Raw genomic sequence first — 13,559 nt, forward strand, 5'->3', positions numbered from 1 at the left:
CTAAAAAAGTTGTTGTCCGCCATCCGCAGAAATGGTTTGGCCGCTCACATAGCTTGCAAAGTCTGAGGCAAAAAACAGAACCGGATGAGCAATATCTTCAGGTTCTCCAAGTCGCTTAACCGAGATCGATTTGACCAGGTTTGCTTGCTCCTCCATCGTCATTCTTTCCCACTGCTTCTTTGTTGACGGATTCGATATTACAAATCCAGGCGCTACGTTATTGACCGTTATTCCATAGGGACCAAGTTCTTGAGCCATTTGCCTTGTGAAACCAATCTGTCCAGCCTTAGCACTGGCATATGCCTGGATTCCAGTCAGACTTGTGCTGCGCCCTGCTCCACTTGAGATATTAATGATTCGTCCATAATTCTGCTTTTTCATGTAAGGAGCAACTTCCTTTGTCGTATAAAAAGCGGCATCCAGATTAACTGCAAATATCTTTCTCCATTGCTCAGGACTTACTTCTTCTACTGGTTGATGAATTTGTCCACATACACCTCCAGCATTGTTAACCAATACATCGATCTTGTTAAATTTTTGGATCGTGTAATCCACTAACAGTTTCACACTTTCCACTTCTGTGATGTCGCATGTATATGTATCAAAACGGTTAGATTTTTCATTCATATCAAGCCACTCATTAAGTTCCGTTTTCACTTCCATAAGTTCTTGATCCAATATATCTGTACCAATTACTGTTGCACCGTGCCTGAGGAATGCTTCGCAGATTCCTTTGCCAATTCCATGCGCTGCACCAGTAACCAGAACAACTTTTTCTGTAAAAAATGTCGATTGTAAACTGTTAACACTTTGAATCAAAATACCACCCCTTCGCTTGGTCCTGGATATTGGTAACACTATATAACAGTCTAAAAAGATTGTAAAGATTATTTTTAGAATATTTATAATATTTAAAATATAAAACTATAGTCATATAAAATTAGCATTGTAGATAACTAAACTACTAATTATCGTAAAATACTTTTGTACTTGCTTTAGTTTGATAAAATCAATAATTTAAAAGGCAAATTATTATTTTTATACAAATATACGTAAAAATTATCAGGACCTTTTAGAAAAACAAAATTCTGATAAATTTTTTTTATAGCTTTCCATCTAAATCATTAAATGGAAGTTGATCCGTCGTAGCTCCTCACTCCCGAGCATCAGTTGATTTTCTTAAAAATCGCTCCTGTAAACGACATTTTCCGCCTTTCTTTGCATAAAAAAAGCACACATTCAATCAACTGAATGTGTGCTAAGTTTTATTGCTCCTCACAACTTCCTAACTTTACCCTTATCTTTTATCATGACATTAACCGCCCAAGCTTCCCCACTCATTGACCCTACTTCTAATTTGGAAAGATCGATCTCGGTTTCAATGGTTACGATTTCTCTCTCTTTCCCATGTAGCATTACTTTATATGGACCTCCTTCGTTCATCAGGGAAAGCAGTGGTGTTTCATCTTCGAATAGGTATTTTTCATAGAATTCAATGTTGAATTGGACGGTTTCATTATTGTAATTTTCGAATGGCAGATCGCATGAAGCGGACATTGTGGTATCATCTTTCATTTCAAAGCGGCAGTGGCTGTTTTCCCGGTCATAGTGAACAGCATGAATACCTGAGGCCAGTGTTTTTTGGTAGGCACTGACAAGTTCCATAGGAAGGAAAAACGCAAGCAAAATGGCAATTAAGACCATTCTATTATGATACATTTCAAGTGACCGCCCCAGGAAATAAAGACTAATTATTAGAAGAATCAAGGAAGTAATTCCAACATAATGTAGCCCGTTGATAGACTTTAGAGGTATGTTTAACGCTGAAAATACATCCTGCCCAATAGGATATTCATGAGGAAAAGGAAAATTCAATGCCATCGAAAAAAGAAAAAGAATAATAGCAATGACAAAGTTTCTTTTATTTTTTATCATAAAGAACCACCACCATTCCGAAAATTCTATTTATCTATCAGTCAATCTCTACACATTTGCGTCCCCTCTAGAAGACCTAATTGGCTAAATGAAACATTGGGCGATTTTAAAAAAATTACAAAATGACTATTAAACAAACAAGTAAAAAGATGGTCAATAAAAGTTAGATCATCCATCGTCTCTTTAATGCCCTCCTGGCTTTATTGAAACAGTCTATGTAAAACATCAAATTGAATGATCCCCAGAACAATTAAAATAAGGGTGATGCCTTCTCCAAGTGACAGGATTGATTGTTTAGGATCAGCAGTATATTTCCACTCAAAGAATGCGCGGACAAAGCTTTCCAATGCTATGATCAAGGTCATGATGAAAAGTAACAGATTCATTGAAAAATCATGGAAGTATAATCGATACATGAAAATCATATAAAAAGTTGCCGCAGTAATTCTGACCATCCAATCTACAATGCGGTGAGTGCGATTGATATGATTATAGGAAAATATCTTCTTTTTCACTTTTTTTATATTAAACACTTTCATTAAAACGAACTTAGATACGGCTACTATAGCAAGGATCGATACAATAAGAAAAAAGAATTCCAGCCATGGCATATAATCACTCCCTTTTGTACCATTTTACCATTTAGTCCCAGCTATTTGCACCTCCTACGGTGGAGTTTCTTTTTTGCATGTATTTTCAAAAAACTACTTCGCTTTTCGAAAAAGATGCTACAATACTATTTATATAATTTAGAAGAATGAAGGGAATATAATGAACAAAAAATTATGGCTTACATACGGCATGTTGACTTTTGCAACGGCAACATGGGGCAGTGCATTCATCGCTGGCAAATATGCTGTCCAAAGCTTTGAACCCGCTACTGTCGCTTTTTTCAGGTTTTTTGGCGCGGTGATTCTGCTTATACCGCTTATGTTCGTGATGGAGAAAAATCGCCAAAAACCAAATTTGAAGGATTATGGTCTATTTGCAGTGCTGGGCCTGACCGGTATCGCCTTGTACAATATCTTCTTTTTCCTGGCCAGCAAGCATGCACCGGTTATCAAAAGCTCGCTATTCATCGCCTCCAATCCGGTGTTGATTGTGCTTTTATCGGCTCTGTTTTTAAAAGAAACAATCACACGCAATAATGTTATTGGATTGGCAATCGCCCTTTCTGGAGCCTTTTTCATCATAACCGAAGGACATCTGCTGAGCTTGTTCAAGCTTGGATTTGAACCAATCGACTTTGTGCTTATGGGCGCAGTCGTTAGCTGGGCATTATACAGTGTCGTTGGGAAAGTTGTTTTGAAAAAGTTCAGTTCGGTCGAGTCTACCACCTATGCCGTCGCTTTCGGCACCCTTTTCCTGATGCCCTTTGCCCTTGCAGAAACATCATGGCAGGATGTTCAGCAGGCAACTGGTACCACCTGGTTTGCGATTATTCATATGAGCGTTTTGGTTACGGTTGTCTCGTTCGTCATGTACTACAACGGAATCAAAGAAGTTGGCGCCGCGAAGGCTTCAATCTTCATTAATGTAATGCCGGTATCTGCAGTTATAATGGCTACTTTGTTTTTAGGCGAAAATTTCACTGCGGCCCATGCAATCGGAGCAGCCCTTGTATTATCTGGTGTTTATATTGGAACAAACCCACGGCTTTTCAAAAAGAAACAAGCCGAGAAATTAGTAAAAAATGAAATCGCATAAGGAGTTGCAGCTATGATTCATAAAATTCAACTGAAATCCGAAAATCTTCACGGTTCTTTTAGCAATGAATATAAGCCAATCCTTAAGGTGAATTCCGGAGACAGCATTCGCATGCAAACGCCCGATATTGAATGGGGCTACTCTGAATTAAAAGGTGTTGAGAGACAATTTTTCACGTCTGCCGTAAAAGAAGAGACTCCACTCCACCCGATGATCGGGCCGATTGAAGTTAACGGAGCAAAAGCCGGAATGGTTCTTGAAGTAAAATTGAACGATGTCGTACCAGGATGGTATGGCACAAATTGGGCAGGCGGCAAGAAGAGCTGGCAAAATGATGCAGTCGGTCTAACAGGGTCTGAGAGAATTCGCCTTGATTGGGAATTGGACAGCGACACAATGACAGCAGAAACTGAAGTTGGTTCTCGTTCATTAAATGTCGCGCTTAATCCATTCATCGGCTTGATGGGAGTCGCACCAGCAGAACCAGGTGTACATCATACATCCCCTCCACGCTATTGCGGCGGGAATATCGACTGCAAAGAGCTAAAAAGAGGCAGCACATTGTATCTGCCTATTTCAGTTGATGGGGCATTGTTTTCAATTGGTGATGGACACGCTGCGCAAGGCGACGGCGAAGTTTCCGGCACGGCCATTGAGTGCCCAATGGACTTGGTTGACATCACCCTTACATTCAGAGAGGATCTTCAGGTGAAAATGCCGCGGGCTAACACACCAGCGGGATGGCTTACCTTTGGCTTTAATGAAGACTTGAATCTTGCTGCCGGACAGGCACTGGATGAAATGGTTTCACTTTTGCGAGAACTTCATGGGATGGAGCGTACAGAGGCACTTGCACTGGCCAGTGTGACAGTCGATTTGAGAGTTACCCAGGTAGTAAACGGGGTTAAAGGTGTGCATGCGGTGTTGCCGCACGGTGCGATAAGATAAAGAAGAGCCCCTGTGAAATTCGCAGGGGTTTAATTTTGAGCACTTAGAAATGAATACTTACAAATTATTTATTTAAAATCCCCAGATAACTTTTCCATGGCCCAACTTCTTTGGTATACCTTTTAGCTAAAACTCTGGTTATTTGCGATAAGTGCGTTAAGTCATGTACTGCCCAAGTAGCGATTAGTTGTCTTGCCTCTACTTCCCCGTATTCCGGATGGACTCCCGTCAATACAAACTGCTTATCATCAACGATCAGTTCCTTCAGTTTCTTGATACTTTCCTTCCTCAAGGAAGAAAATTCACTAAGTTTTTCCTCAATTGATAGATGATTATAGTCTTTTAAATGTGAAAAACGGTCAAAAGCGGGGAACCTTTTATCATCTGTTTCCCCTAACATGATTTTAAGTCTTGGAATCCAATTATATTTTTCACCGTCGACGAGATGTCCGATTACTTCGGAAGGATTCCAAGTTCCCTCCCCTTCATTGCTGTACACCCAACCTTCTGATAATCCTGATAACAAAGCCTCCAAAGTTCCAGGCGTCCGCTCCAGGATTTCGATTGCATCATTCATGTTAAACACCATTTTCTACACCTGCCTTTTCGATATAAATCCATTTTATTTTCAGATGAGGATTTGTATGTAACACATTGTCACACTTCTGTTCTTTTTCTGCAAAAATTCAATGGTATGATAGATTTGTCTGATTATTTTTATATAAGAGAGGCAATTAGATGCTGACAATCAAAGAGGCTGCAGAACAGTTAACTTCATACGGAATAGATGCTGTTGATCAAGATGTTTTGATGTGGATTGAAGAAGGACTTTTAAAAGCCGAACAGGCTAATAGAAGATATGCTTCGTATAAAATTCATCTTAAAGACCTGACAGACTTCATTATCCAAAAACATAACGACAGTTTCACCGCACAGCTGGAAAGTTCTAAACGGGAGAATAACCTGCTTAACGAACAGCTGGAATTGCTGACCACACGATTACATATTGAGCAATCCAAGGTAAGGACGCTGAAAAAAATGCTGAATGCACAAATCGAAGCATCAGGCACTGAACCTTCGCAAATGGAAGAAATGTTAGGTCTAAAACAAAATACAGATAACCAGGTGCTTAGAAAAGAATTCAAGAAAATCCTCAAAGCCCTCCATCCCGACCGCGGTGGCGATGAAAGGCTGTTCAAGGTGTTTAACGAACATTACGAGAATTTAAAGTAATGGAATCCTTCATTGATTCCTTCTTTTCGTAATATAAAAATAGGAGCTGACACCCATTAGCATCCCGCCTAAAACACCAATGGACGCTCCGATAGCGGTCCATTTAGTAGATAAATAGATGCCTGCCATATACATGATTAAGCCTCCGGTAAATAGTAGCATTCCCTTATACATAAAAGCTCATTTTCACATGTTTTCCATAAACTATTCTGCAAAAATTGGAAAATACCTTTAGGAAATAAAAATGGAACCAGAAATCAACACTGCTGGTTCCATTTTTTCTATTTATTTTTATAAAACCTCTCCCTGACCCTTTTTAAGCGCGCATGGTAATTCAAAATGTCCAGTCGTGCTTTTTCCGCTTCAGGCGCGATCGGCCTTAGGTTCTCGATATCCCAATAATCAACGATGACATCGAGGACTTGATCGAAATATTCCAGTGGACCGTAATTCGCCTCTTTAGCGATGATGGCCATCCGGTCTTCAAAATCTGGCATAACCGCTCCTGGCATTTTAAAGTTCATGATGACATTGCCCAGGTAGTAGCAGTAATTAGGCTCTAATTCTAGGTGGTATTTGATAACATCTCGATAAAATGCGTAGTGAAGCGTCTCATCCTTTGCAAGCCGGCGGAGAAGCGTGGCCAATTCTCGATCATGCGGACCTGCTACCTTCGCGACATTATTGTAAAACACCATCGTCGCCAGCTCTTGCATTGAGGTGTAGACCATCGTCTCAAATGGCGTATGAAAATCTGGATCCCAGCCATTCTCCAGCGTCATTTTATGTAATTGATGCAGCCGCATTGGTTCAACATTTCTGGTTATTAACAGATACGTTTCCAGCAAATTTGAGTGCTGGTCCTCTTCTGCCGTCCATGTATGGACAAAATCTTTGATGACCGATAAAGACCCTTTAAATGTCTGATCAAGATAAGAAGTAAACCACGGCAGGTTCACCTCAGTCAGCAGCGCTGTCTCAATCGCGGTGACTACTGGTGCAGGCAGTGTAATCTGGCTTTCATCCCATGGCACTCGCTTGAAATCCATTGCTTTATCCCATGGCAAAAATTCATGATAACCCCAATCGATTTTTTCAGCACGCTTCTTATGCTCCTCGTAAAGTTCTCTAATCCTTGGCTCGAGTCGAAAATCCAGGTGGTTCGTCAGCAATGCAGTCCCTCCAAATTATATACTAGATATTATGACCTGTTACTAAATACAACTCTAACATATTTTCTGAATTTTAACTAAATGAAAGGCTCTTTTTATTTAAAAATAGGAATTTAGGAGGAAGGAGTTATCCATTCGCTACAAATTCTCCATAAATGGTATAATGAGTTTTCAGCAAAACAATATATACTGAAGAAAATACATAAGGAGGTGCACCTTGAAGAAACTAGGTTTTTTAATGATGTTACTGATGATAGGAGCTTTCCTAAGCGGCTGTTCTGAAGATAAATCTGAATCAACTGGCCTTTCCCTGCCTGATGAAAATGGCGAGGAAGTATCCTTTGAAAATATGGACAAGCCTGCACTCGTTTTCTTTTTTACCGGAGTTGGTTGAGACTTCTGTAAATCGCAGCTGGTCGAGCTGCAGAACCGAAAAGATCTTTTCAGCCAGTTCCCTGGGAACATTTACGCCGTAAGCGCATCGTCTGTTAAGGAACATAAAGCGATGAAAGAAGAGTTGGGACTTGATTATCCAGTCATCTCGGATGAGAAATTGATATTGATCAAGAAGACAAACATGTTAGATCCAGAAGCTCCTATAGCCGTAAGAGGCTTCGCTGTACTTGATAAGGACGGCACAGTTCTTCATTCGCAGGAAATCGATACATTCGGCATAGAAGCAGAAGGAATCCTTCCATACGCTGCGGATATTGCAAATGGTGAGAAACCAACTGAATAAATGCCAAAGAACCACCTTTGGTGAAGGTGGTTCTTCTATTTGTTCATTACGTTTACCTCTATCAAGAACAGATCGGAAACCGCCAACTTATGGAGCCTCCAAATATTACTTAAAATTCGAAAACTCAACAAGCTCGAGTTGGTTGCCGAACGGATCTTCAATCACATTATACCTTCCTGGCGGGCACGGTCTGGATTCGTCAAACAGAATTTTCACACCCTTACCGCGAAGAATTTCAACATCTTCATCGATATTCTCAGAGAGGATTCCCAATAAAACCTTCTGGCTAACAGATGTACTATTTTCATCTGATTTTTCTATTACAATCGGAATCTCGTTATGTACCAATGAAATGATATTTTCCCCATAATGCTTGGACACTTCAAAATCCAGCGCCTTTGTATAGAATTCAAGTGCTTCTTTCATGTCCCCAACCTTAATCGTTATTACACAAACTCTGTTTAACAATACAATCACTCCTTTTTCATAAAATTAGCACATTACAATAGGTTATTTTTCATCTAGTTTGCTATCTTTTTCAAATAAGAGAATCGGCAAATTAATCAAGATTGACGGGTTATACGGCAAAGGTTCGCACAGCTTTATATGTACTTTGCAGATATTACTTTCAGAGATTTCAACAGGGCAGTCAGCTTTCCCTCGCAGATTCTTGCATAGCAGAAAATAATCCCGAGGATTCAGGCTCCATGGAATTGCAGTTGCCAGAGCATAATAGGTTCTAGGTGGACTTTCGAAAAAACACACTTCTTTTTGGTTCCTCTTAAGGCAATTCTTGGTCTGGTATCGGCCGAGGGAACAACTCTACAAAAATGATGCCTTTGAAAAACACTGGAACTTCTGGCGTGCATCTGACTGCGGGTGATTTTACAGAAACAGGAATTTCAAGATTGACTTCATCGTAGTCATTCATAAACCGATGAAGCTTCACTGCACTGTTTTGAAATTGTTTGGGTGACTGTCCGACAAATTGCTTGAATTTTGAGCTGAAGGTACCAAAACTTTTAAAGCCTATATCCAATAAGGTTTTGAGAATTGAGCCGTATGACGGCCCTATCAACTTCTCCTTTCCTGCCTCAATTCTCAAAGCGGAGAGAAAGTGTCTGGGAGAAACGCCCGTGACATCCTTAAACACTCGTGTAAAATGATATAGACTATATCCAGCCAATTCTGCCAATTTTTCAGAGGTGATTTCCTCTTCGATATTCTTTTTCATGTATTCAATTGTTTTTGAGACTAATTCAATTTGTTATTTTGTAGTGGACATCTTGTCACCTTACCGATAAAAAGGTCAATAATAACCTCTAGAGTATATGCTTATCTTAATTATTCTCTATAAATATCAAAAATTCCTTTTATATCCATTTTTTAGACTTTAAAATTCCATATTCTTTTAGAAATGACTTATAATCTCTGTTCCAGTATTTCAAAGAGACATAAAAACTAAAAATAAGGGGAGGATTTACTTTGTAAAATAACTTCTAAGAATGAGTACTATAAATCAAACTCATTAAAAAAGGCCTCCACTCATATAGTATGTGCGGAGACCTATTTACTCTCTTACCTTATTACCAAAGCAACTATGAATTTTTACAGTATGCTTACTACCTCTCAACTGATGTTGCAGGCATTACAGCCATCATTTTAGATCGCACATCATCAGGAATAGTGCAGGCTTTAAGGTTCCCTTCTTGACTGAATTGTACCCATGATCTCAACTCATGTCCTTTTCCTGTTAATTCGTTGCCTTTATAAACCTCATGTTCCATCCGAAAAACCTTTTCTCTAACTTCAGTAACTCTTGTCACTACTTTTATTTCATCTCCGAAATAGAGAGGTTTATGAAAACTGCAGCCCACATCCAAAATTGGCAAGGCTATTTTATCTTCAAACATAAGTTCTTTTAGTGGGATTCCGATTGATTCGAATAAGGTATGACTACCGATATTAAACCAATTAAAATAGTTAGGATAATAAATTATCCCAGCCATATCTGTGTCACCCCAGTGCACTTTCAAGTTTACAGTATGTCCTGTCATACTATTTCACTCCTATACTATTTTTTGAATTCTTTTTAATGCTTAGGTTGAGTTGTTGTTCTTTAACCATTTTAAAAATTCATCATCTGACAACTCTTTCATTGTTTTTTCAATTTCAAGCTTTCTATACCAGGCAGCTTTTCGAGATTTCCCATAGTATTCTTGGTGAACTAGTTTCCCTGATTGATCCTTTACAAATAGAGTGGTTTTCCCTATTCGAATTGCTTCTCCAGCACTAAACAGTTTTTCGAAAAGATATACAAACGGCATTCTCCAGGCATGTGCTGTCGCTTCAATTACAATTTCATATGAAGTTTGTTCTTTTTTTAAATCTTGCATAGCTTTTTAAACCTTTTGTAATTTGCATCAACATTTTGTTGTAATTCAGCTAGATTTTGTTCTGTCAGATGGGAGTATTTTTGCATTGATTCAGTATATTCACTAATCGGGCGGCGTTTCAAAACCTCATAAGTTAATCTGAATTTTCCATCTTCATATTCCCAAAGGGGGTAAAGATTTGTCTCTACAGCAAGTTTTCCCACTTCTATCGTTTTCTCTGTAGGAAACTTCCATCCAGTTGGACATCCAGAATATAAATGAATATAAGACATTCCATTCTTCACTTTCATTGCCTTTTTTAATTTCGCAATATAATCATGCATATATGAAGGGTTGGCTGTTGCAACATATGGAATATTATGCTGTGCCATAATCATAGGCATATCTTTTCCTTTTTGTGACTTCCCATGGGTTTGTTCACCTACAGGAGTTGTTTGAGTCCATGACCATTTCGGAGTTGTACCGCTTCTCTGTACACCAGTGTTCATATACGCTTCATTGTCATAGCAAATATAAATAATATTTTCTCCTCGTTCAGCTGCACCCGACAATGATTGGAATCCTGCATCTGCAGTTCCGCCGTCTCCGGCAAAAGCTACGACATTAATATCTCCACGACCCTCACGGATGTATTTTCTTTTAATGCCAGCGAGCATTGCTGCTGTATTATCAAGCAGCGGAAAGAATACTGGAATTTTCGCCCCTGCACCACCATTGAATCCTACAGCACCAATTCCCCCCATACAACCTGGTGGTATTGCGAGAATAGTATTAGGGCCAAGAATTCTGAGTGTAGTGCGCAAGGCTAATTCTGCATGACACCCCAGACAGGCAGAATTTCCAGGTGACAACAAATCTTGTACTTTTGTAATCTCTTTATAAACTTCTTTTGTTTTCTTTTCTTCATTAAATATAAATCCAAAGCGTTTCTTTGTGAAAAACGCATCATTCTTTTCTAGTGTAGGTCTTGCACCCTCAGGAATCGTTGAATAATTTGTGTTATCCCGTATACCGTCATTAACACCCATTAGCCACTCACTCCTTTCAACTTTAAACTTCTATCCTTATCCATACTAAATAATGTCTCAACATCAATTTTATCTAAGCCGAACCATGTAACTTCTTGAAATTCTCCGCCTTCTGCCACATGTTGAGTAATCACAATCGCTTGTTTAATTTGTTCCATTGTTACATCCGAACCCCCAAGACCGCCTATAAAATCTATCATAGGTGGCATCTTTAAGCCTCCAAACACTGTCTTTAACTCAAGAAAGCTGATACCCATTCCTTTGGCAAATGAGACATTTCGATCAATTACACCAATAGCTTTTATATTGACTAACGCCTTGCGTATTTCTTCATCAGGAAACGGACGAAGAACTCGAATACGTATCATTCCCACTTTGATGCCATGATTACGCATTTCATCAATTGCTACTCTGGCTGTACCTGCCGGACTCCCCAAACAAACCAAAGCTATTTCAGCATCTTCCATTCTATATAGATCAATTAAACCTCCATAATCGCGGCCAAACATTTCTAACCATTCTTGTCGAACTTCCTCAATAATCTTTTTTGACATATGCATAGCTGTCACTTGCTTATGGCGAAATTCTGTAAGCATTGGTCCTGGGGTTAATGGGTCTACTGCTATTGGATTATTTGGGTCCAGTTTCACATGAGTAATGTTCGGTTTCGGCAAAAACTGATCTACTAGTTTTTGATCTGGGATTTCAACCCTCTCTGCCATATGGGAAAGTGAAAATCCGTCATAGCAAACATTCACCGGAAGCAAAACATCTTTATTTTCAGCTATTTTATATGCTTGGACTATTGAATCCAGAATTTCCTGACTGCTTTCACACCATATCTGAATCCAGCCTGCATCTCGTACTGTTACGGCATCCTGCTGTCCGCCCCAAACTGTTTGGGGCGATATGACTTCCCTGGTTACAAGCGCCATCACAATAGGTAAACGCATCGTACTCGTTCTAATATAGGGTTCATACATGAGCGCAAGTCCCTGTGAGCTAGTTCCTGTAAAAGTTCTCGCACCAGCTAATACCCCACCTTGTAACACACTCAAAGCTGAATGTTCACTTTCCACCTCTACTAGATCGGCATCTATCACTCCATCTGCTACAAAAGATGCCAAATATTCAACAAGAGGGGTTTGGGGTGTTATTGGGTAGGCTGCCATAAGGTCTGCTCTAGCCAGTTTGGCACCCCAAGCAGCTGCTTTATTTCCATTTAAAACATCTACTTTACCCACTATTCAGTTCCCCTTTCTTCAAACATTGTTATCGCATTGGCAGGACATACCTCAGCGCAAATTCCACATCCCTTGCACCAGTCTAAATCGGTATCATAATGAGTGCTTACTTCAATTTTGCAGCCAACAGGGCAATAGATATAGCACTCTGAACATCGCTTGCATAAATCAGGATCGGTTACCGGTCTCTGATACCTCCATAGACCAGTATTTACTACATATAAACCTCGTCCTACTGAAGCAATACTTTCTCCTGTTTCTTTATATTCCTTTTTCAATACTAAAGTTTGATTCATGATATAATCACTTCGCTTTCTTTAATATCTCGGTTCTTACCGTTACCTCCACTTCGTTATAACCTCTTTCTACTGCAAGTAAATTCTTCTCAATCACCTTACCTGGAAAGAATCCACTGATGGCATTTTGAAGTGAATCTAATTTCACTAGACCAGTAGCCGATGCAAACGCACCAAGTAATATCGTGTTCGTGATAGGAGCTTTGAAAACATTTAGAGCAATTCTATTTGCATCTATAGTCGCAAGGGTTTCCAATTCCTCTGGAAGATCACTATGCGCTAACGTTTTTCGTGAATTCAAGATGGCGAAACCACCATGTTTCATCCCTTCAAAAATAGGTAATTGGCTGATTAAAGATTCATCCAAAACAATAATTCCATCCGGCTCATAAACTTGCACTCTCTCCCTAATCGGTTTATGATCCAACTTAACAAATGCCTGGAGTGGTGCTCCCCGCCTTTCAAAGCCATAAGCTGGTATCGATTGTCCATAGTTTCCTTCTCTAACCAAGGCATGGACTAATAATTCTGAAGCCATTACGGCTCCCTGTCCGCCACGACCGTGAAACCTAATCTCTTTCATATAATCACTCCTCAAATTTAATTTACTAATTATTCTAATTTTTTCATATTAATCATTTAACATATCCTTTATTATTAATTTGATTTTCATGAATTTTTTACATCGTCGCACAGTCAAGCAATCAACTTAGTTTTAAATCAACGAGGGCTTTTACCGGATTCCAATTCATCAAACAAAATTTTCCCATCAGATATATTTCAGTTCCTGTTTAATTAACAAATTTATTGTAAGCGCTTTACTGTACTTCGGTTGTATTATATAGTAATGTAAACAATATT

General features: G+C 39.2%; 18 protein-coding genes and 1 pseudogene. 5 read left to right on the top strand and 14 right to left on the bottom strand.

Going from position 1 to position 13,559, the window contains the following annotated elements; translation table 11 throughout:
• The 3 genes from TY49_RS06400 to TY49_RS06410 all read right to left on the bottom strand — a co-directional run bounded on the left by TY49_RS06400 (nt 1) and on the right by TY49_RS06410 (nt 2,546).
• Nucleotides 1–819, bottom strand: coding sequence for an SDR family NAD(P)-dependent oxidoreductase (locus TY49_RS06400; RefSeq protein WP_232310394.1), 819 nt, complete (start codon nt 817–819; stop codon nt 1–3).
• Nucleotides 820–1,275: 456 nt separating this feature from the next.
• Nucleotides 1,276–1,719 (bottom strand): hypothetical protein, encoded by a 444-nt coding sequence (locus tag TY49_RS06405; protein WP_156972616.1) that lies wholly within the window; start codon nt 1,717–1,719, stop codon nt 1,276–1,278.
• A gap of 416 nt (nt 1,720–2,135) precedes the next feature.
• Nucleotides 2,136–2,546: a DUF4181 domain-containing protein gene (locus TY49_RS06410; RefSeq protein WP_041965080.1), complete on the bottom strand. Its 411-nt coding sequence runs from the start codon at nt 2,544–2,546 to the stop codon at nt 2,136–2,138.
• A 160-nt stretch (nt 2,547–2,706) separates the two neighbouring features.
• Between TY49_RS06410 and TY49_RS06415 the strand changes: the two genes are divergently transcribed.
• Both TY49_RS06415 and TY49_RS06420 read left to right on the top strand, forming a co-directional pair.
• Entirely contained in the window at nt 2,707–3,642 is a 936-nt protein-coding gene (locus TY49_RS06415) for a DMT family transporter (protein WP_041965081.1), read from the top strand.
• 12 nt (nt 3,643–3,654) lie between these two features.
• Nucleotides 3,655–4,590 carry an acetamidase/formamidase family protein gene (locus TY49_RS06420; RefSeq protein WP_041965082.1) on the top strand — a complete coding sequence of 312 codons (936 nt, stop codon included), beginning with the start codon at nt 3,655–3,657 and terminating at the stop codon, nt 4,588–4,590.
• Between the two features lie 64 nt (nt 4,591–4,654).
• On the opposite strand, the gene TY49_RS06425 is transcribed toward TY49_RS06420, so the two are convergent.
• Nucleotides 4,655–5,179 (bottom strand): DinB family protein, encoded by a 525-nt coding sequence (locus TY49_RS06425; protein ID WP_041965083.1) that lies wholly within the window; start codon nt 5,177–5,179, stop codon nt 4,655–4,657.
• A gap of 149 nt (nt 5,180–5,328) precedes the next feature.
• Here TY49_RS06425 and TY49_RS06430 point away from each other — a divergent pair, with 149 nt between their 5' ends.
• The gene (locus tag TY49_RS06430; RefSeq protein ID WP_232310395.1) at nt 5,329–5,823 is read left to right on the top strand and encodes a J domain-containing protein; all 495 of its coding nucleotides are present in this window, start codon (nt 5,329–5,331) and stop codon (nt 5,821–5,823) included.
• Between the two features lie 9 nt (nt 5,824–5,832).
• Here TY49_RS06430 and TY49_RS25395 read toward each other — a convergent pair whose 3' ends face one another.
• Nucleotides 5,833–5,958, bottom strand: a complete 126-nt coding sequence (locus TY49_RS25395) for a hypothetical protein (RefSeq protein ID WP_269745718.1) — start codon at nt 5,956–5,958, stop codon at nt 5,833–5,835.
• Nucleotides 5,959–6,104: 146 nt separating this feature from the next.
• On the bottom strand, nt 6,105–6,995 hold the full coding sequence (locus tag TY49_RS06435) for an acyl-ACP desaturase (RefSeq protein WP_041965084.1): 891 nt from the start codon (nt 6,993–6,995) through the stop codon (nt 6,105–6,107).
• Nucleotides 6,996–7,212: 217 nt separating this feature from the next.
• On the opposite strand from TY49_RS06435, the gene TY49_RS24565 reads away from it, so the two are divergent.
• Both TY49_RS24565 and TY49_RS06440 read left to right on the top strand, forming a co-directional pair.
• Nucleotides 7,213–7,389 (top strand): hypothetical protein, encoded by a 177-nt coding sequence (locus TY49_RS24565; protein ID WP_156972617.1) that lies wholly within the window; start codon nt 7,213–7,215, stop codon nt 7,387–7,389.
• Between the two features lie 15 nt (nt 7,390–7,404).
• Nucleotides 7,405–7,734 (top strand): annotated as a pseudogene (locus TY49_RS06440) (redoxin domain-containing protein); the annotation flags it as partial.
• Nucleotides 7,735–7,839: 105 nt separating this feature from the next.
• On the opposite strand, the gene TY49_RS06445 reads toward TY49_RS06440, so the two are convergent.
• From TY49_RS06445 to TY49_RS06480, 8 genes are all read right to left on the bottom strand, one after another.
• Nucleotides 7,840–8,202 (bottom strand): VOC family protein, encoded by a 363-nt coding sequence (locus TY49_RS06445; RefSeq protein ID WP_052442109.1) that lies wholly within the window; start codon nt 8,200–8,202, stop codon nt 7,840–7,842.
• A gap of 313 nt (nt 8,203–8,515) precedes the next feature.
• A complete protein-coding gene (locus tag TY49_RS25205) occupies nt 8,516–8,968 on the bottom strand; it encodes a helix-turn-helix domain-containing protein (protein ID WP_232310396.1) in 453 nt (150 codons plus the stop codon).
• A gap of 388 nt (nt 8,969–9,356) precedes the next feature.
• Complete coding sequence (locus tag TY49_RS06455; RefSeq protein ID WP_041965086.1) at nt 9,357–9,791, bottom strand: acyl-CoA thioesterase; 435 nt, start codon at nt 9,789–9,791, stop codon at nt 9,357–9,359.
• A gap of 42 nt (nt 9,792–9,833) precedes the next feature.
• Nucleotides 9,834–10,130, bottom strand: coding sequence for a hypothetical protein (locus tag TY49_RS06460; protein WP_041965087.1), 297 nt, complete (start codon nt 10,128–10,130; stop codon nt 9,834–9,836).
• Entirely contained in the window at nt 10,118–11,158 is a 1,041-nt protein-coding gene (locus tag TY49_RS06465; protein ID WP_041965088.1) for a thiamine pyrophosphate-dependent enzyme, read from the bottom strand. The genes TY49_RS06460 and TY49_RS06465 overlap by 13 nt, the downstream gene beginning before the upstream one ends.
• Nucleotides 11,158–12,402 carry a phenylglyoxylate dehydrogenase gene (locus TY49_RS06470; RefSeq protein ID WP_084135402.1) on the bottom strand — a complete coding sequence of 415 codons (1,245 nt, stop codon included), beginning with the start codon at nt 12,400–12,402 and terminating at the stop codon, nt 11,158–11,160. The genes TY49_RS06465 and TY49_RS06470 overlap by 1 nt, the downstream gene beginning before the upstream one ends.
• Nucleotides 12,402–12,698: a 4Fe-4S binding protein gene (locus TY49_RS06475; protein WP_084135403.1), complete on the bottom strand. Its 297-nt coding sequence runs from the start codon at nt 12,696–12,698 to the stop codon at nt 12,402–12,404. The genes TY49_RS06470 and TY49_RS06475 overlap by 1 nt, the downstream gene beginning before the upstream one ends.
• A gap of 7 nt (nt 12,699–12,705) precedes the next feature.
• Nucleotides 12,706–13,281 carry a 2-oxoacid:acceptor oxidoreductase subunit gamma family protein gene (locus TY49_RS06480; RefSeq protein ID WP_041965089.1) on the bottom strand — a complete coding sequence of 192 codons (576 nt, stop codon included), beginning with the start codon at nt 13,279–13,281 and terminating at the stop codon, nt 12,706–12,708.
• Nucleotides 13,282–13,559 lie beyond the last annotated feature (278 nt).

The organism is Mesobacillus selenatarsenatis SF-1 (genome assembly GCF_000813125.1).
Classification (GTDB): domain Bacteria; phylum Bacillota; class Bacilli; order Bacillales; family Cytobacillaceae; genus Mesobacillus; species Mesobacillus selenatarsenatis.

Coding starts and splice junctions, on each gene's coding strand:
- TY49_RS06405 (WP_156972616.1), bottom strand. CDS start 1,719: ATGTATCATAATAGAATGGTCTTAATTGCCATTTTGCTTGCGTTTTTC.
- TY49_RS06410 (WP_041965080.1), bottom strand. CDS start 2,546: ATGCCATGGCTGGAATTCTTTTTTCTTATTGTATCGATCCTTGCTATA.
- TY49_RS06415 (WP_041965081.1), top strand. CDS start 2,707: ATGAACAAAAAATTATGGCTTACATACGGCATGTTGACTTTTGCAACG.
- TY49_RS06420 (WP_041965082.1), top strand. CDS start 3,655: ATGATTCATAAAATTCAACTGAAATCCGAAAATCTTCACGGTTCTTTT.
- TY49_RS06425 (WP_041965083.1), bottom strand. CDS start 5,179: ATGGTGTTTAACATGAATGATGCAATCGAAATCCTGGAGCGGACGCCT.
- TY49_RS06430 (WP_232310395.1), top strand. CDS start 5,329: ATGCTGACAATCAAAGAGGCTGCAGAACAGTTAACTTCATACGGAATA.
- TY49_RS25395 (WP_269745718.1), bottom strand. CDS start 5,958: ATGTATATGGCAGGCATCTATTTATCTACTAAATGGACCGCTATCGGA.
- TY49_RS25205 (WP_232310396.1), bottom strand. CDS start 8,968: ATGAAAAAGAATATCGAAGAGGAAATCACCTCTGAAAAATTGGCAGAA.
- TY49_RS06455 (WP_041965086.1), bottom strand. CDS start 9,791: ATGACAGGACATACTGTAAACTTGAAAGTGCACTGGGGTGACACAGAT.
- TY49_RS06460 (WP_041965087.1), bottom strand. CDS start 10,130: ATGCAAGATTTAAAAAAAGAACAAACTTCATATGAAATTGTAATTGAA.
- TY49_RS06465 (WP_041965088.1), bottom strand. CDS start 11,158: ATGGGTGTTAATGACGGTATACGGGATAACACAAATTATTCAACGATT.
- TY49_RS06475 (WP_084135403.1), bottom strand. CDS start 12,698: ATGAATCAAACTTTAGTATTGAAAAAGGAATATAAAGAAACAGGAGAA.
- TY49_RS06480 (WP_041965089.1), bottom strand. CDS start 13,281: ATGAAAGAGATTAGGTTTCACGGTCGTGGCGGACAGGGAGCCGTAATG.